A 23,497-nucleotide genomic window follows, 5' to 3' on the forward strand; every position below is an offset into this window, starting at 1 on the left:
AGCGCGCGACGATCCCCACGGCACCAAGGCCCGAGGGCAAACTCGCGACACGACCGCCCTCTTCCTAGCCTTCGTTGCCACTCCAGGAGCCCCTCGATGCGCATCCGCGAACTCGCCACCGGCCTGCAATTTCCCGAAGGCCCGATCGCCATGGACGACGGCTCCGTACTGCTCGTCGAAATCGCACGCGGCACCCTCACGCGCGTGCGCGCCGACGGGCTGGTGCAGGTGGTGGCCGACCTGGGCGGCGGCCCCAACGGCGCGGCCATCGGCCCCGACGGCGCCGTCTACGTGTGCAACAACGGCGGCTTTCGCTGGCACACCGAGGCCGACGGCTGCCTGCGCCCGGTGGGCCAGGCCGACGACTACTCGGGCGGCCGCATCGAGCGCGTCGACCTTTCCACCGGCCGTGCCGAGCGGCTGTACGACACGGTCGAAGGCGGCGCCCTGTGCGGCCCCAACGACATCGTGTTCGACGCGCACGGCGGCTTCTACTTCACCGACCTGGGCAAGACACGCGAGCGCGACATGGACCGCGGCGGCCTGTTCTACGGCCATGCCGGCGGCGGTGCCGCCCACGCCATCGCGCGGCCGGTGATGACGCCCAACGGCATCGCGCTGTCGCCCGACGGCCAGACGCTGTACTACGCCGAGACCGAAGGCGCGCGCCTCTGGGCCTTCGACATCACCGCGCCCGGCCGCGTGCGCAAGGACGGCTGGCCGTCGCCGCACGGCGGCCGCATGCTGTGCGCCTCGCCGGGCGGGCATTACCAGCGCTTCGATTCGATGGCGGTCGACGCCCTGGGCAACCTGTGCGTGGCCACGCTGCTGCACGGCGGCATCAGCATCGTGTCGCCCGACGGCGGCAGCGTCGAGCACGTGCCGCTGCCCGACCGCTACACCACCAACATCTGCTTCGGCGGGCGCGACCGGCGCACGGCCTACGTCACGCTGTCGGGCAGCGGCAGGCTCATCGCCATCGACGACTGGCCGACGCCGGGGCTGGCGCTGAACTTTGCGACCTGAGTGCGTCGGCCCGCACTGCACGCTCAGCCCGCGTCCACCCCTTTGCCACCCAGGTAGTGCTTGGGCGTCTTGCCCATCACGCGGCGGAACATCGCGGTGAAAGCGCTCGGGCTCTCGTAGCCCAGGTCCATCGCCACCGTGGTCACGGGCCGGCCCATGGCAAGCCAGCGCAGCGCCTCCATCAGCTGCAGCTGCTGGCGCCACAGCGTGAAGGTGATGCCGGTCTCGTCGCGAAAAAGCCGCGTCAGCGTGCGCCGGCCCAGCGCGCCGTAGCGGGCCCAGTACGCCAGGTCGCCCTCGCTGCCCGGCTCTTCGAGCAGCTTTCGGCAGATGCGCAGCAGCCGCACGTCGCGCGGCATCGGCACGTGCAGCGGCGCGCGCGGAGCCGCGCAGATCTCGTCGAGGATGAGCCGCATCACGCGCCCGTCGCGCCCCGCCTCGTCGTAGAGCAGCGGAATCTCGGTGGCGTCGATCACCAGCTGCCGCAGCAGCGGCGACACCTCGATCACGCAGCACTCGCCCGGCAGGCCGGGCGAGGCGTCGGGCTGGATGTACAGCGACCGGTTCGACACCGGCTGCCCGCGCGCATGCATCTCGTGTTCCACCCCGCCGGGCACCCACACCGCGCGGTTCGGCGGCACCAGCCAGGCCCCGGTGGCCGTGTGCAGCGTGAAGGTGCCCTTGACCGCGTACGCGAGCTGCGCGCGCGGGTGCGAATGCAGGGGCACGATCAGCGAAGGCTCCGGCTCGTGCTCGATCACGATCATCGACACCGGCCGCGGAATGGACTGGTACGCGTGGAAGGTGTTGGTGCGCATCATGTTGTTCGGCCTTTGCATCGTGGGAACCTGAACCAGAGCACCAACGCGCCGCCGCCGGGCAAGGCGTTCAGGCCGTGGCCTTGCCGCGCAGCGCTTCGAGCAGCGCCACCGCGCGGTCGGTGCGCACGTCGTGCTCGGCCGCGAGTTGCTTCGCCACCGCATCGATCTCGTCGCCCGTGGCACCAGCCACCAAGGCGATGTTGCGGGCGTGCAGCGCCATGTGGCCGCGCTGGATGCCTTCGGTCGCCAGCGCGCGCAGCGCGCCCAGGTTCTGCGCCAGCCCGACGGCCACGGCCACTTCGCCCAGCTCCTGCGCGGACTTCACGCCGAGGATCTTCAGCGACAGCTGCGCCAGCGGGTGCGTCTTGGTCGCGCCACCCACCAGGCCCACGGGCATCGGCATCTCGATGGTGCCGACCAGCGCGCCGGTCTTGTCTTTCTCCCACGTGGTGAGCGAGGTATATCGCCCGCTGCGGCAGGCATACGCGTGCGCGCCGGCTTCCACCGCGCGCCAGTCGTTGCCGGTCGCGACGATCACCGGGTCGATGCCGTTCATGATTCCCTTGTTGTGCGTCGCCGCGCGATAGGGGTCGACGGCTGCGAAGGTGTACGCATCGAGCACGCCCTCGACGATTTCCTCGCCGCTGCGCTCCTTGGTCTTCAGCACCTCGGGCGTCAGCCGCACGCGGGCGCGTGCCAGGCGCAGGTCGGCCAGGTTCGACAGGATGCGCAGGCGCACCGTGCCGCCCGTGAGCTTTTCAACGAGCGGGGAAACAGCCTCGGCCATGGTGTTCACGGTGTTGGCGCCCATGGCGTCGCGCACGTCGACGATCAGGTGCATCACCACCATCGCACCGCGCGCGGTGTCGGGGAACACGTGCACCTCGATGTCGCGGCAGCCCCCGCCCAGGCCGATCAGCACCTTGTCGCGGCTGTTCGCCACTTCCAGGATCTGGTCGCGTGCGCGCAGCAGCGCCTGCCGCGCACCGTAGGGGTCGCCCACGCCGAGCACTTGCACCTGGGCCCGCATGATCGGCCCGGTGCTCGATGCCTCGAAGCCGCCGCCTTCACGTGCCAGCTTGGCCATGAACGAAGCGGCGGCGACCACAGAAGGCTCCTCGACCACCATCGGCACGAGGTACTCGCGGCCGTTGACGAGAAAGTTGCCAGCCACGCCCAGCGGCAGCTCGAAGGTGCCGATGACGTTTTCGATCATGCCGTCCGCGCGCGACAGCGCCAGCGCACCGGGCGTCTGCAGTAGCGCGATGTCGTCGGCGGTGAGGCCGGCCGCGGTCGCGAGATGGTCGAGGCGCTGCGCCGGCGTGAGGGCGCGAAAGTTGGGAAGGCGGGAGTCTTGAACCATGTGATGTCCTGAATCAACGGGTGGATGAAGGGGTGTCCGAAGACGAACCTGAATGAGCAGCTGCCGCGGAGCGGTCGCGCGACATGAAGCGGCGCAGCCCGTCGCGCGCTTCCTCGCTGGTGAAGGCGCGCTGGCCGAGCACGGCCTCGCGGCGGAAGGCTTCGTCGAACGGCAGGTGGCCGAGCGTGAGCGCCGCCTCCTTGATGACCGACACGGCCACCCGCCCCTTCTTCGCGATGCCGCGCGCATACGCGAGTGCCACCGCCTCCAGCTCGCCGGGCGGAACCACGCGGTTGAGCAGGCCCATTTCGGCCAGCCGGCGCGCGGGAAAGCGCTCGGCCGTGAGCATCAGCTCCATGGCCAGCGCGTACGGAATCTGCCGCACCAGCCGCACCAAGGTGCCGCCGGCCGGCGTGAAGCCCATCGAGGCCTCGGGCAGCGCGAACACCGCGGTTTCGGACGCCACGCGAATGTCGGCGGCCAGCATGATCTCGAAGCCGCCGCCCATGCACAGCCCGTTGATGGCGGCCACCACCGGCTTGTGGAAGCCCGCCTGTTTGATGTGGGCGCCGTCCCATTCCGAAATGTCGAAGCGGCCTTCGGCCAGCGCGGGAATCGATTCGCCCAGGTCGGCGCCCACGCAGAAGGCGCGCTCCCCGTTACCGCCGAGCAGCACCACGCGCACCCGCGGGTCGTCGTTGGCGCGCACGAAGGCCTGCGCCAGCGCGTCGTACATGGCGAGCGTGAGCGCGTTGAGTTTTTCGGGCCGGTCGAAGCGCACGTGCGCGATGCCTTCGTCGTCCACCGCGTAGGTGATGCCCATCAGATGACCCCCTCGGCCACATAGCGGTCGTAGTCGGCTTCTGCAACCTGCAGCCAGCCCTTCAGCACGACCTCGTTGTGCTCGCCGAAGCCCGGCGCGCTGCCGACCGCGCGCGCCGGCGTGGCCGACAGCTTCATCGGACTGCCGAAGGCCTGCACCTGCGCGCCGTCGACCTGCGTGGGCACGAACATCTCGCGCGCCTTCAGGTGCGGGTCGGCCACCACCTCGGCGATGGTCTTGATGGGGGTCACCGGAATGGTGTCGCCCGCCATGGCCTCCAGCTCGGCCTTGGTGTGGCGCGCGCACCAGCCCTGCACGATGGGTTGCACGCGGCGCGCGTAGGTGTGCGCGTCGAAGCGCTTTTCCATGCTGTCGATCTCGGGGTCTTCCAGCAGCGCGGGCTCGCCGAAGATGCGGCACGCCTCGCGCCAGAACTTGTCGGTGTAGGCACCGAAGAACACGAAGCCGTCCTTGCACGCGTACTGGCCGTAAGGCCGCACGAACGGATGGTCGTTGCCCAGCGGCTCGCCGACCACGCCGTCGACCGTGTAGTTGACGACGGCGTGCTCCGTGAGCGTGACCACCGCGTCCTGCTGGGCCACGTCGACCCACTGCCCTTCGCCCGTGCTGCGCGCGTGGATCACCGCCGACAGCGCGGCAATGGCCGCATAGAACGAGGCCGACAGGTCGCCGATGATGGTGCCCACGCGCAGCGGCGCCTTGCCCTTCTCGCCGTTGATCGACCACAGCCCGCCGGTGGCCTGCGCGCTGTTGTCGTAGGCCGGGCGGCGCGAGTTGGGCCCGGTCTGCCCGAAGCCGCTGATCGACACGTACACCAGCCGCGGGTTGACAGGCTTGAGCGCCTCGTAGCCCAGCCCCATGCGCTCCATGGTGCCGGGGCGGAAGTTTTCCACCAGCAGGTCGGCCTTGGCCACCAGCTCGCGCAGCAGCGCGCGGCCCTGCTCCGACTTCAGGTCCAGGCTCACGCCCAGCTTGTGGCGGTTGTATTGCGCGAAGAAGGCGCTGGCCTTGCCGCTGTCGCCCTGCACGAAGGGCGGAAAGGTGCGCACGTAGTCGGGCTCGGCGGGGTTCTCGACCTTGATCACCGTGGCGCCCAGGTCGGCCAGCATCATGGTGCAGTAGGGCCCGGCCACCACGCGGGTCACGTCGATTACCACCAGGCCGCGCAACGGCCCCTCGCCGAGCGGCAGCGCCATCGTTTCAGTACTCACTTGTGTGTTCTCCATGGGATGCGGGTGCGGTCGCTCGGTGATGTGCGGCGTGGGTGGCATGAATGGTCTGGGCGTCAGCCTCGGAGACCGCGCCGCGCTCGATGTACAGCGTGCGGCTTTGCACCGCGTCGAGCAGCGACGCGTTCGACTCGGTCACCACCACGCACAGCCGCGGGTGCGATGCGCGCAGGGCGCGCAGCGCGTCGCCGTACTGGCGCGCCAGCGCGGGCGCCAGCCCCTGGAAGGGCTCGTCCAGCAGCACGAAGCGCTCGCCCACCATCAGGGCGCGCGCCAGCGCGACGATCTTTCCCTGGCCGCCGGACAGCGCCGCGCCCGAGCGCGCGAGCATGGGCTCCAGCTGCGGCACGCTGGCCAGCACGGCGTCGATGCGCTTGCGAATCTCGGCGCTCGGCAGCCGCAGCACCTCGCAGGGCAGGCAGATGTTCTGCTGCACGCTCAGCGTCGGCAGGATGACGCGGTCTTCCGGCGCGTAGCCGAAGCCGGCCGCGGCGCGCCGCGACGCGGGGCTGCGCGTGATGTCTTCTCCGTCGAGCAGCAGCCGGCCCGAGCGCGGCGCCACCAGGCCCATCACTGCGCGCAGCAGCGTGGTCTTGCCCGCGCCGTTGCGCCCCACCACGGCCACCGTCTGGCCGGGCGCGAGTTCGAGCTGCACCCCGCGCAGCACCGAGTGGCCCGCCAGGTCGATGTTCATGGATTCGATGCGCAGCATCAGCGCTCTCCCAGCACTTCGCGACGCACCAGCGCGTCGGCGAACACCTGCGCGGGCGGCCCGTCGGCCGCGATGCGCCCGTCGATCCACGCGGCCACGCGCGTGGCGTAGCGGCGCACGATGTCCACGTCGTGCTCCACGAACCAGCTCGTCACCTGGCGCTGCTGCAGCGCATGCATCAGCGTGCGCATCACGCCGTGCTTGTCTTCGGACGACACGCCGCTGGTGGGCTCGTCCATGATGACCAGCTTGGGCTCCAGCATCAGCGCGATGCCCACGTCGAGCAGCTTGCGCCGGCCCTCGGGCAGCACCAGGGTCGGGTCGTCCGCATGGTCCGCGAGCTCGACCAGCTCCAGCATCTCGGACACGGCGCGCTGGTCGGCCGCGCGCGACAGCGAGGTCCAACGCGACAGCCGCCCCTGCCGGCTGACCGACGCCAGCTCCAGGCACTGGCGCACCGTGTGGTCGAGGAACAGCTGCGGCAGCTGGAACGACCGGCCCACGCCCAGCCGCGCGATCTGCCGCGGCCCCTTGCGCGTGATGTCCTGCCCCTCGAACAGCACCCGGCCGCTGCTGGGCTTGATGTAGCCGGTGCAGATGTTGATGAAGGTGGTCTTGCCGGCACCGTTCGCGCCGATCACGGCCAGGTGCTCGCCGCGCGCCAGCGAAAAGTCGATGCCGTCGGCCGCGGCGATGCCGCCGAAGCGCAGCGTGAGCGCCTCGGTGCGCAGCAGCTCGGGGGTGTGCGTGGCGCTCATCGGGCCTCCTTCATCGTTGTCCGGGTCAACGCAGATGTCGACGAGGCTGCCTTGCGCGCGGACGACGTGGGCATCGCGGCCTTGCGGGCCCGCCGGCGCCAGCCGACGATGCCCTGCGGCGCGAAGAAGATCACGGCGATCAGCGTCACGCCCAGCAGGCTCTGCCATGCGTCGGTGAACCAGGCCGCGGCGGCCAGCTTGATCAGCTCGAACACCGCCGCGCCCAGGAAGGCGCCCACGGCGTGGCCCGAGCCGCCCAGGATGGCGATGAACACGTACTCGCCCGAGCGTATCCAGTAGCCGCTCTCGGGCGTGACCAGGCTCTGCACCAGCGCCAGCAGCGCGCCCGCCAGGCCGACCAGCCCGGCGGACAGCACATAGCCCTGCGCGAGCACCGAGCGCGCAGACAGGCCGATGTATTCGAGCCGCGTCTCGTTGGTGCGCATGGCCACCATCACCTGGCCCGCGCAGGAGTCGAAGTAGCGCTGCACCAGCCACGCGACGCCCACCGCCAGCACCAGTGCCAGCACCAGCATCGCCAGCTCGAACTGGCCGCGCTCCAGGGCCATGCCCAGCAGCGTGGGCCGCTCGAAGCGCAGGCCGTCGGTGCCACCGGTCCATGCGTAGAGCTTGCCGGCCAGCGAGAACAGCACCATCGACAGCCCGAGGTTCAGCATGCCGAAGAAGATGCCGCGGTAGCGCGACACAAAGGCCGCCACCAGCGCGCCGACCACCACGCTGGCAAGCACGCCCGCCGCCACCGCGAGCAGCCCGTCGACGCCCGGAAAGGCGCGCACGGTAAACGCCGCCGCATAGCCGCCGATGGCCGCGTACATGGCATGCCCGAACGACACCTGGCCCGCGCGCATGAGCACCGTGAGCCCGAGCGCCGCCAGGCCGAAGCACAGGAAAGTGATGATCGGCATGCGCGACCAGGGCCACGCCCAGCCGGCGCCGAGCAACAGCAGCACGGCGAGCGCCACGCCCGCCACGGCAGTGAAGGAGGATGAAGCGCGCATCAGATCCTCCGCGCCACGGTGGCCGAGAACAGCCCGTGCGGGCGCACCAGCAGCACCGCCACCATCATCAGGTAGGGCATCACCACTTCCAGCTCGGGCAGCGTGTACACCGCGAGCGAGCGCGACATGCCGATGAGCACGGCGGCCACCAGCGCACCGGTGATCTGCCCCAGCCCGGCAGTGGCGATGACGGCGAACGAGGTCACGATCATCTCGGCCCCCAGCCCCGGCACGAACGAGGTCATGGGCAGCGACAGCGCACCGCCCAGCGCGCCGAGCACGCCCGCCAGCGCGAAGGTCAGCGTGCCCACGCGCGCCGCGTTGATGCCCAGCGCCGTCGCCACTTCGCGGCGGTGGATGACCGCCACGATCTGCCGGCCCGCCACCGAATGCTTCAGCAGGAACTGCAGCCCCGCGTAGGCGAGAAGCGCCACGCCGGGAATGAACAGCAGCTGGTAGTTCATGAAGGTCACGCCCAGCAGCTCGGTGGTGCCCAGGCGCGTCGCGAGGTCGCCCGCGTTGACGGGCGTGGCGCCCCACAGCATGCGCTGCACGTCCTCCAGCACCATGAAGGCCGCGAAGGTGACGAGCAGTTGCAGCACCGGGTCGCGGTCCTGAAAGTGGCGCAGCAGGCCGCGCTCCAGCAACGCGCCCAGGCACCCGCCCACCACGGCGGCGGCGACGAACAGCGCGGCCACCAGCACGAAGGTGGACGCCGTGTGCGGCAGCAGCCAGCCCAGCAGGCTGGCCGCGCTGTAGCCGCCGAAGGCATAGAGGCTGCCGTGCGCCACGTTGATGACGCCGAAGACGCCGCAGATCAGGGTCAGGCCCAGCGAGATGAGAAACAGCAGGCCCGCGTACGACAGGCCGTCGACGGTGGCGAGCAGGAAAAGAGTCGGGTCCATGAACGGTCGGCGTCTCGTGTGTCCGGGCTCAGTCGCCCACGCGCCGGATCTGGCTGCTGTTGATCAGCGCGGGCTTCAGCGTCTTCACCCATTCGGCGGACTTCTGCCCCACCGGCGGCGCCACGATGTCGGCCGGGTAGAAGGTCAGTTGCTTGGCCACCGGGAAGGGCTGCGATGCGTCCTTGGCCGTCACGCCGTACAGCTGGCCCTGCAGCGCCTGGCCGTCCTCGCGCAGCCGGATGGGGCGCGAGAGCCCGCGGTATTCCAGCTTGCGCAGCGTGGCCGCGAGCTGGTCGGTGCCGGGCCACTGGCCCTTGTTGTCGGCCAGCGCCTGCTTGTAGGCGCCGGTGGCGGCCTTCAGTGCCTGCACCATGTGGTACACGGCGAAGTTGGGGTAGGCACCCGTGCGCTGCTTGAACTTCTGCACGAAGGCGCGCGCCTCGGGGTCGTTCATGAACTCGGGGTCGGCGAAGTAGCCGTCGCCCACGAAGCCGACGATCACGCCCGGGGGCACCGCGTCGCCCAGCCGCTCGAGCGACGAATCGGCCAGCGGCAGCACGAACTGCGAGCTCTTCAGCAGGCCGCGCTGCGAGGCCTGGCGCAGGAAGGTGTCCAGGTCGCCGCCCCAGGCGGTGGACAGCACCACGTCGGGCCGCAGCGCCTGCAGGCGCGTGACCTCGGTGGAGAAGTCGGACGCGCCGAACTTGGGGAACAGCTCGGCCACGATCTTCACGTCGGGCTTGAGCGCCAGCAGCGTGTTGCGAAAGATTTCCCACGAGTCGCGGCCCCAGGCGTAGTCCTGGTTCACCACGGCCAGGGTCTTGAAGTCGGGCCTGGTCTTCAGCAGGTGCAGCACCGCCGCCACCATTTCCATGGTGCCGTTCGGCCCGGTGCGGAACACGTACTTGTAGCGGCGCTCTTCCAGCACCTTCTCGGTGGAGCACTCCCACAGGATGTTGATGACCTTCAGGTCTTCGGCCACCGGTGCCAGCGCGTTGCAGTAGCCGCTGGAAATGGCCGAGAGCATCAGCTTCTCGCCCGGCTCCTGGGCCAGGCGGCGGTATTCGGAAAGGAACTTGTCGGCGCCCTGCCCTTCGTCGATCCAGGTCGGGCTCAGCCTGGTGCCGTTGATGCCGCCGGCGGCGTTGAACTCCTCGATCCACATGTCGGCCGCGGCCTTGGCGGGCGCGCCCAGCACCGAGGCCGGGCCGGTCATGAAGGTGCTCATGCCGAGCTTGATCTCGGCCGGGCGCTGCGGCGCGGGCTGGGCGGTGGCCGTCGTAGCCGTGACAGGCAAGGTGGCGAGGGCGAGCAAGGCCGTCCCCCACGCGATGAGTGTGGCAAGCGATTTCACTGGGTTGTCTCCTGTGGTCTCCCACTGTTAATGTGCGAGTGCATGAATCATGTCGGTCGCGTTGCCGATCGCCTATGGCGCATCCACACACTTGTTTCGCTGCCTTATGGGTAGTTCGCACATCACCGGTGCAGCCCGGCTTTCAGCGTCAGGGTTTGCACCGAGCTTTGGTGCCCACGGGGCACATCGGGAGAAGTCTTTGAACACATCGGACCCTGTCGCGCACCTGGGGCGCGACCTTGCGCCGGGCGAGCTCCAGTCAGAGCTACTCGCCATGCTCCAGCGCAACGCCAGCGCGCGCGAGTTCGACGAGATGCTCGAGCGCGTCGAGGCCACGGTGAGCGACCCCGCGCAGCGTTCGCTGCTGGCCGGCAGCATCCGCGCGGCCGTGGCCGTGTGCGAGCAGCAGGCGCTGCAGCAGCGCCGCGAGCGCGGGCTGCTGGTGGTGCTCGAAAGCGCGCACGACCTCACGGCCATTCGCGACCTGGAGCTGGTGCTGCAGGCCATCGTGCGGCGCGCGCGGCAGATCTTTTCGGCCGACATCGGCTACCTCACCAACTTCGACCGCGTGCGCAACGACTTCTACATTCGCGCGACCGAGGGCGCGATTTCAGAGCGCTTCAAGAACGTGCGCGTGCCGCCCGAGCACGGCATCTGCGGCCATGTGCTCAAGCACAAGACGCCGTACCACAGCAGCGACTACCTCACCGACCACGGCTTCGCGCACGAACAGGGCATCGACCTGGCCATCAAGGACGAGGGCGTGCAGTCGCTGCTCGGCGCGCCGCTGATGGTGGGCAACCACTGCATCGGCGTGCTGTGCATCTGCGACCGCCAGCCGCGACGCCATGCGCCGTGGGAGGTCGCGATGCTGTCGACGCTGGCCGCGCAGGCCGCCGTGGCCATCGAGAACGCCCGCCTGTTCCAGGAGGCCCAGGTGGCGCTGCAGCGCGCCAGCGACGCCAACGCCTCGCTGCACCGGCAGGCCGAAGAGATACAGACCGCCGCCGAGGCGCACGAGCAGATGACGCGGCTGGTGGCGCGCGGCTGCAGCGTGGTCGACATCCTGAACATGGCCGCGTCGATGCTCGGCGTGCACATCGAGCTGCTCGACGAGGCCGAGCGGCCGACCCACCGCGCCAGCGTGGCGCCCGCGCACCTGGCGAGCGGGCTGGTCGCGCTGCTGGAGCGCACGCAGGTGCAGGACGCGGTGCACGGCACGCTGACCGAGGGGCGGCGCAGCGGGCGCTCGCACGAGATCGAAGGGGCTGACGGCATCGACGACGGCGCCGAGCGCCATCTGCGCGTGGCCGCGCTGATGGGGGCCGACCGGCTGCTGGGCGCGATGCTGATGCTGTCAGACCGCGCGATGAGCGCCACCGAGATCCGCACCTTCGAGCGCGCCGCCCTGGTCGCGGGCGTGGTGCTGCTGTCGCAGGAGCGCAGCGAGCGGGTGGTGAGCGGCGAATCGGCCGCGGCCATCCGCGCGCTGGTGAGCTGGCAGCAGGAGTCGCTGGCCGCCCTGCAGCTGCGCACGCAACCGCTGGGGCTGGACCTGGGGCTGCCGCTGCGCATGGTGGTGCTGGGCGTGGAAGACCGGCACATCGAGTACGCGCTGCGCCGCATGCGACCGGGCGTGGCGCGCGGCACGCTGCTGGAGGAGTGCGAAGGCTTCATCGTCGCCATCTGCCCCGAGACCGCCTTCGAGGCGCTGCGCGCGGCGCTCCAGGCCACGCTGCTGGCCGACGCGCGGCTGGACGCGGTGGGCGTCGGCTCGGCCACGCTGTCGCAGGTCGACGGGCTGCCCGACTGCTTTCGCGCGCTCAAGCGCGGCATCGACATCCTGCGGGCGCTGGGGCGCTCGCACGAGCTGGTGCCGGAGGCGACGCTGTCGATGTATTCACTGCTGTTCGAGCACCGCCGCGCGGCGGATGTCGCGGGCTTCATCGAGGCGACGGTCGGCGACCTGGTGCAGCACGACCAGCGCCGCGGCACCGACCTGGCCGGCACCCTGCTCGCCTACCTGGAGCACGCGCAGAACGCCAAGGCCACGGCCGACTCGCTGCAGATCCACGTGAACACCTTGCGCCAGCGGCTGGAGTCCATCGACAACCTGCTGAGCGACTGGCGCCAGGGCGGGCGCTTTCTGGAGCTGCACGTGGCGCTGCGCATGCACATGCTGCGCCGGACGGTGCATTCGCCGGCGCGGCCGGCGAGCGTGGGCGCGGACCACTGAGGCCGCAAGCGGCAAGCCGCTGATGCCCTGGCGGGCGCAGCGCCCCGAACAGGCGCCGCCCGTTCAGCCGGCGTGCAGCATGCGCGACGTATGCCGGGCGATCACGGCTTCTTCATCGGTGCGCAGCACCCACGCGCTCACCGGGCTTTCGGCGGTGGTGAGCCGCAGGGCGCCGCCGGTGCTGCGCTTGCTGTTCGCCGCCGCATCGACGTTCACGCCCAGCCACTCGCAGTCTTCGAGCACGCGCTCGCGCAGGGCCGCGTCGTTCTCGCCGATGCCGCCGGTGAACACGATGGCGTCCACGCCGCGCAGCGCGCCGGCCAGCAGGCCCATGTGCTGCACCACCTGCTCCGCGAAATGCGCGATGGCCTCGGCCGCGGCGGGTTCGGCCGAGGCCTGCAACGCGCGCATGTCGCTGGACACGCCCGACAGGCCGAGCAGGCCAGACTCGCGGAACAGCAGCTTCTCGACCGCGTCGGCCGACAGGCCGCGCGCGCGCAGCAGGTACAGCACCACGGCCGCGTCGATGCTGCCGCAGCGCGTGCCCATGGTCAGCCCGTCGAGTGGCGAAAACGTCATCGTCGTCGCGACCGAGCGGCCGTGCGCCATGCCGCACATCGACGCGCCGTTGCCCAGGTGCGCGACGATCACGCGCTTGTCGGCCAGCGCGGGCGCAAGGCCGGCGAACTGCGCCACGATCGATTCGTAGGAAAGGCCATGAAAGCCGTAGCGCCGCACGCCCGCGTCGTGCAGCGCGCGCGGCAGCGCGAAACGGCGGTTGACCTCGGGCTGCACCGCATGAAAAGCCGTGTCGAAACAAGCCACCTGCGGCACGCCGCCGAAGGCCTTCATCGCCGCGCGCACGCCCGCCAGGTTGTGCGGCTGGTGCAACGGCGCGAGCGGCTCCAGCTTGGCGAGCGCGTCGAGCAGCGGCCCGTCGATGCGCACCGGCGCCACGAAGTCGGTGCCGCCGTGCACGATGCGGTGCCCCACCGCCGCGATGCGCTCGCTGGCCGCCTCGTGCGCATGCCATTCGAGCAACGCAGCCAATGCACCCTGGTGCGAGGCCTGCGCACCGGCCAGCGGCTCGTCGAGCAGCGATTGCCCTTGCGCGTCGTGCACGCGCAAGCGCGCCTGCAGCCCCGCGCCCAGTCCGTCGGCCTGGCCCGACCAGCGCGCCGAGGGCAACGCGCCGTCGTCACCGGGGTGGGCCGCATCGAACAAGGCGACCTTGATGGACGAGGAGCCCGCGTTGAGCGTCAGCAGCGAATCGGTCATGGGTTCAGGCGTAGTGCGTGTCGAGGCATCGTAGCGGCTCGAAAGCCCGTGGCTATGACGGCGCCCGCTTCACTCCACGCTCTCCTCCCCGGGCTCACGTCAGCCCGGGCTCGCCTCGCACACCAGCTGCGCCAGCAGCCGCGCCGCCGGGCTCATGCTGCGGTTGCCGCGGTGCACCAGCCCGACCTCGCGGTGGAAGGTGTGCGGCCCCAGGTCGATGGCGCGCACCCCGGCCGGCCAGCGCCGGTGCGTCGCGGTCTGCGGCACCAGCGCCACGCCCAGGCCCCGGGCGACCAGCCCCACGATGGCCTCCAGCTCGTCGACCTCGCACACGTCGCGCACGCTGAGGTGCGACGCCCGCAGGAAGCGATCGACCTGCCGCCCGCCGAAAGACACGCGGTCGTAGCGCACGAAGGGCTGGCTCGACAAGATTTCCGCCCAGTCGTCGCCCGCCACGTGCCGCGGCACCAGCAGCCTGAACGGCTCGCGCAGCAGCGTGGTCCAGCGCAGGTCGCCGTGCATGGAAAACGGCGGCCTGATGATCAGCGCCATGTCGAGCTCGCCCGCATCGACCTGGTCGGCGAGCCCCATCGACACGCCCGGCACCACGCGCGTGCGCGCGCCCTCGCACTGCTTGTGGAAGCGCGCCAGCACGTCGGGCAGCATCGAGCGCTGCACCGACGCGATGGCGCCGATGCCGATGACGCGCGGGTCTGGTGCGTGCGCCGCCGCATCGGCACCCAGGTTGCCGTACAGCCGCACCAGCTCTTCGGCCTGCGCCAGCGTGTGGCGGCCCGCGTCGTTCAGCTGCGCGGAGCGGCCGGTGCGGTCGAACAGCGCAAAGCCCAGCTCGGCTTCCAGCCGCTGCATCTGCGCGCTGACGGCCGCCTGCGTGAGGCCGATCTTGTCGCCTGCGGCGGAGAAGGTGCCCTCGCGCGCCACGGCGATCAGGGTCTTGAGCTCCCGAATCATTCATCAATCCTTTCGATGCTCGAGACAAATATATATTGATTTTATTTTTGCTCCGAGGCTTCTACGATTCGGGCCGAGCCAGTCGCTTCACCTGGTTCTTCCGATTCATCCACAAGAAAGCCCACGCCCATGAAGGCCCCCGCCTCGAACCCCGACATGCTGTCCCCGTTCCATCTCGCGTTCCCGGTGCACGACCTGGCGCTGGCGCGCAAGTTCTACGGCGAGACGCTGGGCTGCCCCGAAGGCCGCAGCTCGCCCGAGTGGATCGACTTCAACTTCTACGGCCACCAGATCGTGGCGCACCTCGCGCCCGAGGCCACGGGCACGGCGCAGCTCAACGCGGTGGACGGCCACGGCGTGCCGGTGCGGCACTTCGGCATCGTGCTGCCGATGGCCGAGTGGGAGGCCGCCGCCGCGCGGCTGGAGGCCCACGGCACCGAGTTCGTCATCGCGCCCTACATCCGCTTCAAGGGCGAGCCGGGCGAGCAGGCGACCATGTTCTTTCTCGATCCGTCGGGCAATGCGCTGGAGCTGAAGGCGTTCTCGGACATCGGAAGGCTGTTCGCGAAGTAGCAGCCCCGGGAGCGGAGGTCGAAGGCCGGCCAAGCGGGCCGGGCGGGTCAGGCGGAGGGGGCGCCGGGGGCGACGACAATCTGTCGCTCCTACCCACCACTCGCTGCACATCCGGATGATGTTCCGCCTCCCCCGCCATGCGGGCCTTGCGCTCGCATGGCGCCTGTTCCAGGCACCTGCATTTGCTGCATTCGCATCGGCACTTGCACTGACCCTGGCCCTGTCGCTGTTCCTGCCGACCCAGGCCGCCGCCCAGCCGGCCGGCGCATCCGGTGCGCAGGCCACACTCACGCCCACCCCCACGCCCACGTTGCAAGGCCCGCTGGAACCGCTGCGCGTCTCGCGCCAGCCCCAGGGCCTGCCGGCCGTGCGGCACCTGCAGTTCTTCGAGGACACCACGCGCGCCCTCGGCATCGAGCAGGTGCGCACCCCGCCGCAAGAGGCGCGCTTCACGCTGCCCGACGATCCGCTGCGGGGCAAGGAGTCGGACCGGGTGCTGTGGTTCAAGCTGCAGATGCAGCTGGCCGACCCGGGCGACGCCGCCGACGCGCAGCGCGACTGGCTGATGCTGGTGCCCACCGTGTCCACCCATGACCTGCGCTTCTACGGCCCCTTCGACGCCGACGGCCATGCGCTGGCCGAGCCCGTGGTCACCGGCATGCGCCACCCGTGGGCGACCCGGCCCGCGGCCTCCGAGCAGATGGCGTGGCGCTTTCGCCTGCCGGGGCCGGGCACGTACACGGCCTACTTCCGGGTGGAATCGACCTTCGCGCGCATCTACGACGTCAGCATCTGGGAGCCGGCCGACTACCTGCAGTCGACGCAAGACAAGCGCATGTTCGACGGCGTGAGCTACGGCCTGCTCATCGGCCTGATGGTGTACGGCCTGGTGCTGTTCCTGGTGTTCGGCGAAGGGCTGTACGCCTACTACATGCTGTCTTGCGCCTGCGGCCTGCTGGCGCTGGGCAGCATCAACGGCCACGCCCTGCGCTACCCCTTCGCGCACTGGCCCGAGGCGGCCGGCATCGCCTACACCGCGGGGCCGGCGCTGTGGGCCATCTGCAAGCTGCAGTTCGGCCGGCGCCTGCTGCGGCTGCGCCACTTCGCGCCGCCGCTGGACCGGCTGGTGCAGGCCTTCACGCTGACGCTGGCGCTCGCCATTCCGTACGCGCACTGGGGTTCCCACCCGCTGCTGACCTTCAGGCTGGTGCAGCTGTCGGTGGTGGCCTCCACGGTGGTGATGGTGGTGGGCGCGCTGGCCGCGATGCGGCGGCGCTACTGGCCGGCGGTGCTCTACTTCTTCGGCGTGGCGCTGCTGCTGGCCGGCGTGGGCACCATCGTGCTGCCGAGCTGGGGCTGGACCACCTGGGCGCCCAACCAGATGAACGTGTCGCAGGGCGCGCTGGTGGCCGAGCTGGTGGTGTTCGCGGTGGCCATGGCCTCGCGCCTGCGGCTGGTGCTGCGCTCCGAACAGGCGCTGACCGCGCGCACGCAGCAGCTGGTGGAAGCGCTGGGCACCGACGCCCTCACCGGCGCCACCAGCCGCACCGGCCTGGAGAGCCGCGGCGAGGAATGGCTGCGCGAAGGCCGGCCGTTCGCGCTGATGCTGCTCGACCTGGACGGCTTCAAGGGCGTGAACGACGCGCACGGCCACGCCGCGGGCGACGCCGTGCTGCTCGCCACCGCGCAGCGGCTGCGCCAGCAGCTGCGCGCGGACGACGTGGTGGCGCGCCTGGGGGGCGACGAGTTCGCGGTGCTGGTGCTGGGCAGCCCGTCGCGCGACACCCTGGCGGCGATGGCCCAGCGCATGGTCGATGCCTGCGCGATGCCGGTGGACTTCGAAGGCCGCCCGGTGTCGGTCGGCATGAGCCTGGGCATTGCCCGCCAGCCGGAAGACCGCGCGGGCCAGGATGGCACGCCGGGCGACACCCTGGCCGCCCTGCTGCGCGCGGCCGACCGCGCGATGTACCACACCAAGCAACAGCGCACAGGCCCGGCCTTCACTTTCGCGGCAGACCTGGCCGATCTGGCTGGCACGCAGGCGCAGCGGCCGGTGCAAGAATCGCTTCATGAGCGACACGCCACGCAGTGACCCGGCCGGCCCGACGCAACGCCCCCCGCGCCCGCACAGGCCCGGCTGGCTCCCCGACGTGGCCACCGCGCGCTGCACGGGCTGCGGCTGGTGCGTGGCCGCCTGCGACCTTCACCTGCTGAGCCTGGAGGTCACGCAAGGGCGCAAGGCCTCGGTGCTGCACGACGCCGAGCGGTGCACCGGATGCAGCGACTGCGCCGTGACATGCCCGTTCCACGTGATCACGATGCGCAAGGGCCACGCGGCCTGAAGCGAGAGCCCGCGGGCTCGGGTTCTGGCTCGGGCTCAGGCCCCGATGGCCTTGGCGTCGTAGGCCTCGCTGTACGCCTTCCAGTCCTTCTCGACCTGCGCGGCGCATTGGTGGGCCGCCGCCAGCAGGTCGCCGCGCCACGACGCGGCCGAGCCCCCGAAGTCGATCAGCGCATCCGCGATGGCCGAGCCCTGCCGGCCCGCGCTGCGCAACTGCGCCCACGCCATGAGCTGCCCCATCTGGCCGATGACGCCGCCGATCTGCGCCAGGCTGCTGCGGCGCACGTCGAGGTTCACGCGGTCTTCGCTGGGCTGCAGCCCGCGCAGCACGTAAGACGCATCGCCCTTGACTCCCACGTCGGCCGCCACGACCGGTTGCAGGAACGCCATCGACACCGCCTGCATCCGCCGCTGCAACGCCACCACCCGGTGCGCCTGCGACGGCCAGGCGGGCTGCTTCAGCGACAGGTGCGGCGCAAGCGACGACGGCAGCGCCTGCTTCAGGTCGAGCAGGTAGTTGGCGTCGGGCGAGCCCTTGCCTTCCACCAGCACGATGTAGCGCTCCACCCCCAGGCTGCCGGTGCCCGCGATGCGCCGCGCCACGTCGAGCACCTTGAAGAAGCCCGGCTTGTCCTGCGCGGCGGCGAAGCTGTCGACGAGCTTCACGACCTTGGCGCGCGCCTCGTCGCTCGCGGCCAGCGCGTGCTTGCCGTCGCAGCGAATGACGCGACCGTGCGCCTTCTTGTCGGTGCGCTTGTCCAGGAAGGCCGGGCGGCTGCGCGCCTTGAGCGTGTCGAGCAGGTCGCGCACCAGGCCGTCCGCCGTGTCGCGTTCCACCCAGCGGGCCTTGCCGAGCACCAGCGCGGCCGCATAGGCATCGAGAAAGGTGCCGCACAGCGCCTGCGCGTCGGCGGGCGTGGCGCGCAGGGCGTCGCCCGCCACCAGGATGCTCGACAAGAAGCGCACCAGCTCCCACGTGACCGGCGCGAGCGCGGCTTCGTCGAAGTCGTTCAGGTCGAAGTACACCAGCCGGTTGTCGCCCTTGTAGCTGCCGAAGTTCTCCAGGTGCGCGTCGCCGCACAGCCAGCCCGCGGGCGCCTTGGAAAACAGCGCGTCCGGCGGCAGGCGGTCGTAGAACAGGTGGCAGGTGCCGCGCAGGAAGACGAAGGCGTTGCCGCGCAGGTTGGCGTACTTCATCGCCAGGCGCTCGGGGTCCCGGCCGGCGTTGAAGGTGCGGATGGTGTCGACGACGTTGGGCATGGGGGGTTCTCGCTTCGGGCACGCGCGGCGCGCGGTGCATGTCGCGTCGATTCTGCGGCAGGACCGGCGGCTGGAGTACGGCGCATCCGGCGCGCGATGGCGGTGCAGACCTACAAGCGACCGGGGGGCGAGGCCCGATAACTCTCGTCGCCCCCCACCCCTTCTATCCTGACCGTTCAGACACACCATGCCCGAAGAACGCGACCCTGCCCTCGCCGCCTGGATGGCCGCCGAAAGCGCCGCCTACACCGCCATCCACGCGCTCTACCAGCGAACGCAGGGAGGCCGCTTCAGCGCCCCCGACGCCCGCATCGAGCAGATTGCCCGGCTGCGCAAGGAGGCGGACGTGCGCTTCGCCAGCCTGTGGGGCGCGCTCGGCACCGCGGCCCAGCCGCGCGTTGCCGGTGCTGTTACCGCTTCGCCCGAGCCGGTGCGCGCGGTGGCGATGGGCCAGCTCATCGAACTGCGCTCGCGGGCAGCCGCGGAGCCGGTGGAAAAGCGCCGAAGCCTGGGCTGAAGCCCGCGGTCGCTCAGAACGGCCAGACGGGGTTCGGGCTGGTCATGTCGATGCGCACGACCGTGCCGTGGTCGTTGGTGACGCGGTTGGCATAGAAGCGCGGCGTTTCCTTCGCGAACCCGTAGCTGTCGACCTGGGCAGCCGCCGCGGCGGTATAGCGCACGCCCCACAGGTCGAACATCGCGCGCTGGTCTCTCCGGGTGATGAACGACAGCGTGATCAGAAGGTTGTCGTTGCCGTCGACCGAGGGCCGGTCGGCATAAGTGCTGTAACCCAGGCGGTCCTTGTAGGTGGCCCAGTCGCTTTTCTCGAACTGGCGCTGGTGCAGGTACAGCAGCGTGAAAAGCTCCCACCCGCGCGCGGGGTCGCCGGTGCGTTCTTCCCAGTAATGCACCCACTGCACGTAGAAGGCCATGCGCTCCCCGTTCTGCACGGCGTAGGCGTCCGAGCCCCAGATTCGCTGGTAGGCGCCGCCGACCTTGTCGCTTTCGGCGCTCGCGGCCTTGATCATGTCGAAGGCCGAGCGGTAGTTGACCCGGGCGTCCTCGTCGTTCCCGCCCAGCTCCCTGTAGATGCGCCACTTCTTGTGCAGCGGGAACATGTTGTTCGACACCTCGCCGCTGCGCCCGGCGTACACGTTCAGCATGCCCTTCTGCAGGTTGTGCCCCAGCTCGTGGCTCTCGCCCCAGCCGCGCGGCCCCACGCCCCAGCTCTGGTCGTAGGGGTTGCCCGAGCAGCCGGCGCCGCAGGCCGCATACGCGTCGGCGTTGATGTGCTGCACGCCCGGGCCCTTGTGCCACGCGTCGCTGGTGCAGTCCCATTGCTGGCCGGTGCAGAAGGCCTGCACCGCGGCTGGCAGGCCCTTGCCCGCGAGGCGGAAACCCGCGAGCGTGTACGCGTCTTCGAAAAACAGGGTGCGCAGCTCCGAGATGTAGCGGACCAGGTCGCTGCTGTAGCCGCCGGCCTTCAGCGCTTCTTTCATCTTGTCGACCCGCGTGTGGATCTCCACGCCGGCCAGCTTGATCTCGGCCCAGTCGAACGCCCCCTGGTTCAACGCGGCGACGAACGCCTGCGCATCGGCGCTGCGCGTCAGGTCCAGGAAGGGGTGCTGCGCCACACCCCGCAGGCGCAGGCGCACCACCGCGCCGGCCTGCGCACCGCTGTACGAGAGCTGCAGCGTGCCGCCATAAGGGCTGGTCACCTGCAGCGGCCGGTTCACGGTGAGCGCCATGGCCGGGCTCGCCAGGAAGCGCGGGCGGTCGTACGAAGTCCACATGCGCGTGGAGCCGCCGCGCTGGGTGTTCAGGCGCAACGCGACGCGGGCCCCGCCGGCGTCGAGCACTTCGGCGGTGAGTGCCTTGCCCGGTACGGCGAAGCGGCCGACGGCGGTGAAGCCGCTTTCCGCCGGCAGCGTCAGCTCGACGACCTCGTCGGCCGAGGACACCGCGAGCCCGGCCGACCCGCTGCCCATGAAGCTGCCCAGGTCCGGCTGCGCCGTGCCCGCGGGGCGCGCGTACGCGACCAGGCTGTCGGCCACCGCCGCCTGCTGGAACGCCTGCGGCTGGCGGGCCTTGTCGAGCGGGTATTTGATCTGCTGCCGAACGACGTCGGCCCACAGCGCGGCGAGGCGCAGCACCAGCGTGTTCGGCGTGGCGAACAGGCTGCGGCCGTTGCCGCTCAGCGTGTCGACCTGCGAGCGCAGGCTGTTCGCCGGGTCCAGCAGCTCGGCGTTCAGGCCGGGGACACCGCTGCAGTCGTCGCCCGCGCATGCGCTCCAGTCGTAGTCGGTGCGCCATGTGTTCGCGGCCATCTTGCCGAGTAGCGGCAGCACGGCGTCGAACGGGTCCAGCAGCTTCTGGTTCACCGACGCGCCGCGGCCCGCGGCCACCGAGTCTTCCGAAAAGTAGTTGCCCGAATAGCCGTCCGACTTCAGGCCCATGCCGGCCAGCATCTGCTGCCCCGACTCGCTCACGGCCCATCCGTTGGTGTGGAGGTAGAGCACGGGCTTGCCGGCCGCGAGCATGGCGCCGACATGCGCTTCGAGATCGGGCGCCGGCGCCACGCCGGAGCCGACGATGAGCAACTGCGCGCCCTGCACGCACCCCGGCGTGGCCATGAAGTCGCAGGCCGCGCTGCTGGCGCGCACGCCCGCCTTGGCGAGGCCCGCGGCCGCGCGGCGCGTGTCGATGCCGGCCAGCCCGACCACCAGCGGCTCGGGCAGCGCGGCATCGGCATCCCCTTGCACCAGCCAGCTCAACAGGCGCTTGAAGACGGGCGCATGGGCCAGGTTGCTGCCGCCGTCGAACTGCGCCAGCACATCGGTGCCGTAGCCCGCCGCGCGCCCCGCGGCTGGCGTGGCCAGACTGGCAAGCATCTGCCCCTTGTCTCCGACCACCAGCGGCTGCGCCGCCTCGCCCGAGATCGGCATGACGAGCTGGCTGCTGCGGCCGACCTGGTATTCGCTGCTCGCGTTGCCGTAGATGCTGGCGGCCCGATCTCGCTGCGCGTCGGCGATTTGCCGCGCGGTCTTGCGGGCGCAGAGCGCCAGCGGCGCGGGGTCGGTCAAGCCCGTGGCATCGCCCGTCTGCACGGCCTTGTCGATCTCGGGCGCGCAGAAAGAAGGAACGATCACCGGCGGCACCACCGCGTCATCGGGCGGGAGCGGAACGGGGTCCGCCACGTGGGCAGCGTCCGGCGGCGCGTCGGTGCCGGTGGCCATGCCCGGCGGAACGAAAGCGACCCCGCCCTGCCCGCCACCACCGCCACCGCCACCTCCTCCACCACATCCCGCCGCAAGAAAAGCACACAGCGCCAGCGCGCTCCAATACCGAAGACCGAGTCTCATCGTTCGAAAATTCCAGTGGGCGAACGAGGCAGGCGTGGCAGTGCCAGGCGGGCGAAAACGCCGCTGGGCGCCACCGATGGATTTCCTCCAGTCCCTCGCTCTTCAAGACCTGGCACCGGTGCCTGTCGCGTCTCCGCCCGGTGCTTTTTTGTTGGCTCTGCGCGGCCTCGCGCCATCGAATGGCGGTCGGCGTTTTTGTGCAGATTTGTGAAGATATGTCAAAAATTGCAGATGGCCAACGGCATTTGCTTCGGCGTCGTCGATGCCCCGCGCCGATGGAAATGAAAGTACGCAGCAGCGCGCAGTGGCTGTTGCGAAATTGCCGACGAAGCGACCCTACGCGCTGAACACGCGCGCCAGTTCGTACGGCGGCGCCACCTCGAGCTGTGCGTAGGTGCATTCGGCGGGCGGCTTGTCCGCGCGCCAGCGCAGGAAGGTGGTGCCGTGGCGAAAGCGCCGGCCCTGCAGGTGGTCGTACTTCACCTCGCACACACGCCCGGTGCGCAGCGGCACCCACGACAGGTCCTTGCCCGAACTCCAGCGGCTCTGCGCTCCGGGCATGCGGTGCGCATCGTCGTTGGCATCGCTCGCCCAGCCTACCCACGGATGGCCTGGCAGCGCGCGCTTGCGCAGCGGCGCCAGTTCCTTCGCCAGGTCCTGGCGCGCCTGCATGCCGAACGACGACGTCATGCCCACGTGCTGCAGCACGCCCGTGTCGTCGTACAGCCCCAGCAGCAGCGAGCCGACCGCCTCGGGCCCGCCCTCGACCGTGCTCTTGTGCCAGCGCAGTCCCGCCACCACGCAGTCCGCCGTGCGCACATGCTTGACCTTGAACATCGCCCGCTTGCCCGGCTGGTACGGTGCATCGGCGGGCTTGACCATCACGCCGTCGAGCCCGGCGCCCTCGAAGTGCCGCAGCCAGCGCGCGGCGAGCGCGCGGTCGGTGGTCATGGGCGTGAGCCGCAAGGGCGGCCGCGCCTCGGCCAGCAGCGCCTCCAGCAGCATCCGGCGCTCGGCCTGCGGCCGCGCCATGCAGTCGACGCCATCGAGCCGCAGCAGGTCGAAGGCCACGAAGGCGGCCGGCGTCTCGGCGGCCAGCCGCGCGACGCGCGAGGCGGCGGGATGCACGCGCTGCTGCAGCGCGTCGAAGTCCAGGCCTGACGGCGTGGCGACGACGATCTCGCCGTCGAGCACGCAACCGGCCGGCAGCCATTCGGCGAACACCGCGTGCAGGTCCGGAAAGTAGCGGTCCAGCGGCTTGGCATCGCGGCTCTGGATGCGCACGCCGCCCGCGTCGTGGAACACGATGGCCCTGAAGCCGTCCCACTTCGGCTCGAACAGGAAGTCGCCGCTGTCGGGCAGCCGCTCGGCCACCTTGGCCAGCATCGGCAGGATCGTCCGGGGGGTTTTCATCGGCCAAGAAGATGCGTTGTCCGACGCGCGG

At 70.6% G+C, this 23,497-nt stretch carries 20 protein-coding genes; 6 read left to right on the plus strand and 14 right to left on the minus strand.

The genetic code is table 11. From position 1 onward, the window contains the following. Window positions 1-96: 96 nt before the first annotated feature. Window positions 97-1,026 (plus strand): SMP-30/gluconolactonase/LRE family protein, encoded by a 930-nt coding sequence (locus AB6807_RS20990; RefSeq protein WP_371086093.1) that lies wholly within the window; start codon window positions 97-99, stop codon window positions 1,024-1,026. Between the two features lie 23 nt (window positions 1,027-1,049). Here AB6807_RS20990 and AB6807_RS20995 read toward each other — a convergent pair whose 3' ends face one another. The 9 genes from AB6807_RS20995 to AB6807_RS21035 are packed head-to-tail and all read right to left on the minus strand — an operon-like array spanning window position 1,050 to window position 10,031. Next, window positions 1,050-1,865 (minus strand): helix-turn-helix transcriptional regulator, encoded by an 816-nt coding sequence (locus AB6807_RS20995; RefSeq protein WP_371086094.1) that lies wholly within the window; start codon window positions 1,863-1,865, stop codon window positions 1,050-1,052. Window positions 1,866-1,914: 49 nt separating this feature from the next. Continuing rightward, entirely contained in the window at window positions 1,915-3,210 is a 1,296-nt protein-coding gene (locus AB6807_RS21000) for a hydroxymethylglutaryl-CoA reductase, degradative (protein WP_371086095.1), read from the minus strand. Window positions 3,211-3,223: 13 nt separating this feature from the next. Continuing rightward, entirely contained in the window at window positions 3,224-4,033 is an 810-nt protein-coding gene (locus tag AB6807_RS21005; RefSeq protein WP_371086096.1) for an enoyl-CoA hydratase/isomerase family protein, read from the minus strand. After that, the gene (locus AB6807_RS21010) at window positions 4,033-5,265 is read right to left on the minus strand and encodes a CaiB/BaiF CoA transferase family protein (protein ID WP_371086097.1); all 1,233 of its coding nucleotides are present in this window, start codon (window positions 5,263-5,265) and stop codon (window positions 4,033-4,035) included. Before AB6807_RS21010 ends, AB6807_RS21005 begins: the two co-directional genes overlap by 1 nt. After that, window positions 5,255-5,995, minus strand: a complete 741-nt coding sequence (locus AB6807_RS21015) for an ABC transporter ATP-binding protein (protein ID WP_371086098.1) — start codon at window positions 5,993-5,995, stop codon at window positions 5,255-5,257. Before AB6807_RS21015 ends, AB6807_RS21010 begins: the two co-directional genes overlap by 11 nt. Beyond that, window positions 5,995-6,753, minus strand: a complete 759-nt coding sequence (locus AB6807_RS21020; RefSeq protein ID WP_116913213.1) for an ABC transporter ATP-binding protein — start codon at window positions 6,751-6,753, stop codon at window positions 5,995-5,997. The genes AB6807_RS21015 and AB6807_RS21020 overlap by 1 nt, the downstream gene beginning before the upstream one ends. Further along, complete coding sequence (locus AB6807_RS21025) at window positions 6,750-7,772, minus strand: branched-chain amino acid ABC transporter permease (RefSeq protein WP_371086099.1); 1,023 nt, start codon at window positions 7,770-7,772, stop codon at window positions 6,750-6,752. Before AB6807_RS21025 ends, AB6807_RS21020 begins: the two co-directional genes overlap by 4 nt. Further along, a complete protein-coding gene (locus AB6807_RS21030; protein ID WP_371086100.1) occupies window positions 7,772-8,677 on the minus strand; it encodes a branched-chain amino acid ABC transporter permease in 906 nt (301 codons plus the stop codon). Before AB6807_RS21030 ends, AB6807_RS21025 begins: the two co-directional genes overlap by 1 nt. Window positions 8,678-8,705: 28 nt before the next feature. After that, window positions 8,706-10,031, minus strand: a complete 1,326-nt coding sequence (locus AB6807_RS21035; protein ID WP_371086101.1) for an ABC transporter substrate-binding protein — start codon at window positions 10,029-10,031, stop codon at window positions 8,706-8,708. A gap of 274 nt (window positions 10,032-10,305) precedes the next feature. On the opposite strand from AB6807_RS21035, the gene AB6807_RS21040 reads away from it, so the two are divergent. Beyond that, window positions 10,306-12,267: a helix-turn-helix domain-containing protein gene (locus tag AB6807_RS21040; RefSeq protein ID WP_371086102.1), complete on the plus strand. Its 1,962-nt coding sequence runs from the start codon at window positions 10,306-10,308 to the stop codon at window positions 12,265-12,267. Between the two features lie 63 nt (window positions 12,268-12,330). Here AB6807_RS21040 and AB6807_RS21045 read toward each other — a convergent pair whose 3' ends face one another. Together AB6807_RS21045 and AB6807_RS21050 are read right to left on the minus strand one after the other, a co-directional pair. Beyond that, entirely contained in the window at window positions 12,331-13,545 is a 1,215-nt protein-coding gene (locus tag AB6807_RS21045; RefSeq protein WP_371086103.1) for an acetate/propionate family kinase, read from the minus strand. Window positions 13,546-13,644: 99 nt separating this feature from the next. Then, entirely contained in the window at window positions 13,645-14,517 is an 873-nt protein-coding gene (locus AB6807_RS21050) for a LysR family transcriptional regulator (RefSeq protein ID WP_371086104.1), read from the minus strand. 129 nt (window positions 14,518-14,646) lie between these two features. On the opposite strand from AB6807_RS21050, the gene AB6807_RS21055 reads away from it, so the two are divergent. From AB6807_RS21055 to AB6807_RS21065, 3 genes are all read left to right on the plus strand, one after another. Next, on the plus strand, window positions 14,647-15,090 hold the full coding sequence (locus tag AB6807_RS21055) for a VOC family protein (RefSeq protein WP_371086105.1): 444 nt from the start codon (window positions 14,647-14,649) through the stop codon (window positions 15,088-15,090). Window positions 15,091-15,208: 118 nt separating this feature from the next. Then, the gene (locus AB6807_RS21060; protein ID WP_371086106.1) at window positions 15,209-17,182 is read left to right on the plus strand and encodes a diguanylate cyclase domain-containing protein; all 1,974 of its coding nucleotides are present in this window, start codon (window positions 15,209-15,211) and stop codon (window positions 17,180-17,182) included. After that, complete coding sequence (locus tag AB6807_RS21065; protein WP_371086107.1) at window positions 17,160-17,432, plus strand: 4Fe-4S dicluster domain-containing protein; 273 nt, start codon at window positions 17,160-17,162, stop codon at window positions 17,430-17,432. The genes AB6807_RS21060 and AB6807_RS21065 overlap by 23 nt, the downstream gene beginning before the upstream one ends. A 35-nt stretch (window positions 17,433-17,467) precedes the next feature. Here the strand turns inward: AB6807_RS21065 and AB6807_RS21070 are convergent, their stop codons facing one another. Beyond that, window positions 17,468-18,691 carry a DUF2252 domain-containing protein gene (locus AB6807_RS21070; RefSeq protein WP_371086108.1) on the minus strand — a complete coding sequence of 408 codons (1,224 nt, stop codon included), beginning with the start codon at window positions 18,689-18,691 and terminating at the stop codon, window positions 17,468-17,470. A gap of 187 nt (window positions 18,692-18,878) precedes the next feature. Here AB6807_RS21070 and AB6807_RS21075 point away from each other — a divergent pair, with 187 nt between their 5' ends. After that, a complete protein-coding gene (locus AB6807_RS21075) occupies window positions 18,879-19,208 on the plus strand; it encodes a hypothetical protein (RefSeq protein WP_371086109.1) in 330 nt (109 codons plus the stop codon). A gap of 13 nt (window positions 19,209-19,221) precedes the next feature. Here the strand turns inward: AB6807_RS21075 and AB6807_RS21080 are convergent, their stop codons facing one another. Both AB6807_RS21080 and AB6807_RS21085 read right to left on the minus strand, forming a co-directional pair. Next, complete coding sequence (locus AB6807_RS21080; protein WP_371086110.1) at window positions 19,222-21,927, minus strand: ImpA family metalloprotease; 2,706 nt, start codon at window positions 21,925-21,927, stop codon at window positions 19,222-19,224. A 462-nt stretch (window positions 21,928-22,389) separates the two neighbouring features. Further along, window positions 22,390-23,466 (minus strand): ATP-dependent DNA ligase, encoded by a 1,077-nt coding sequence (locus AB6807_RS21085; protein ID WP_371086111.1) that lies wholly within the window; start codon window positions 23,464-23,466, stop codon window positions 22,390-22,392. Window positions 23,467-23,497 lie beyond the last annotated feature (31 nt).

This window comes from Variovorax sp. RCC_210, from assembly GCF_041355175.1.
Lineage (GTDB): Bacteria > Pseudomonadota > Gammaproteobacteria > Burkholderiales > Burkholderiaceae_C > Variovorax.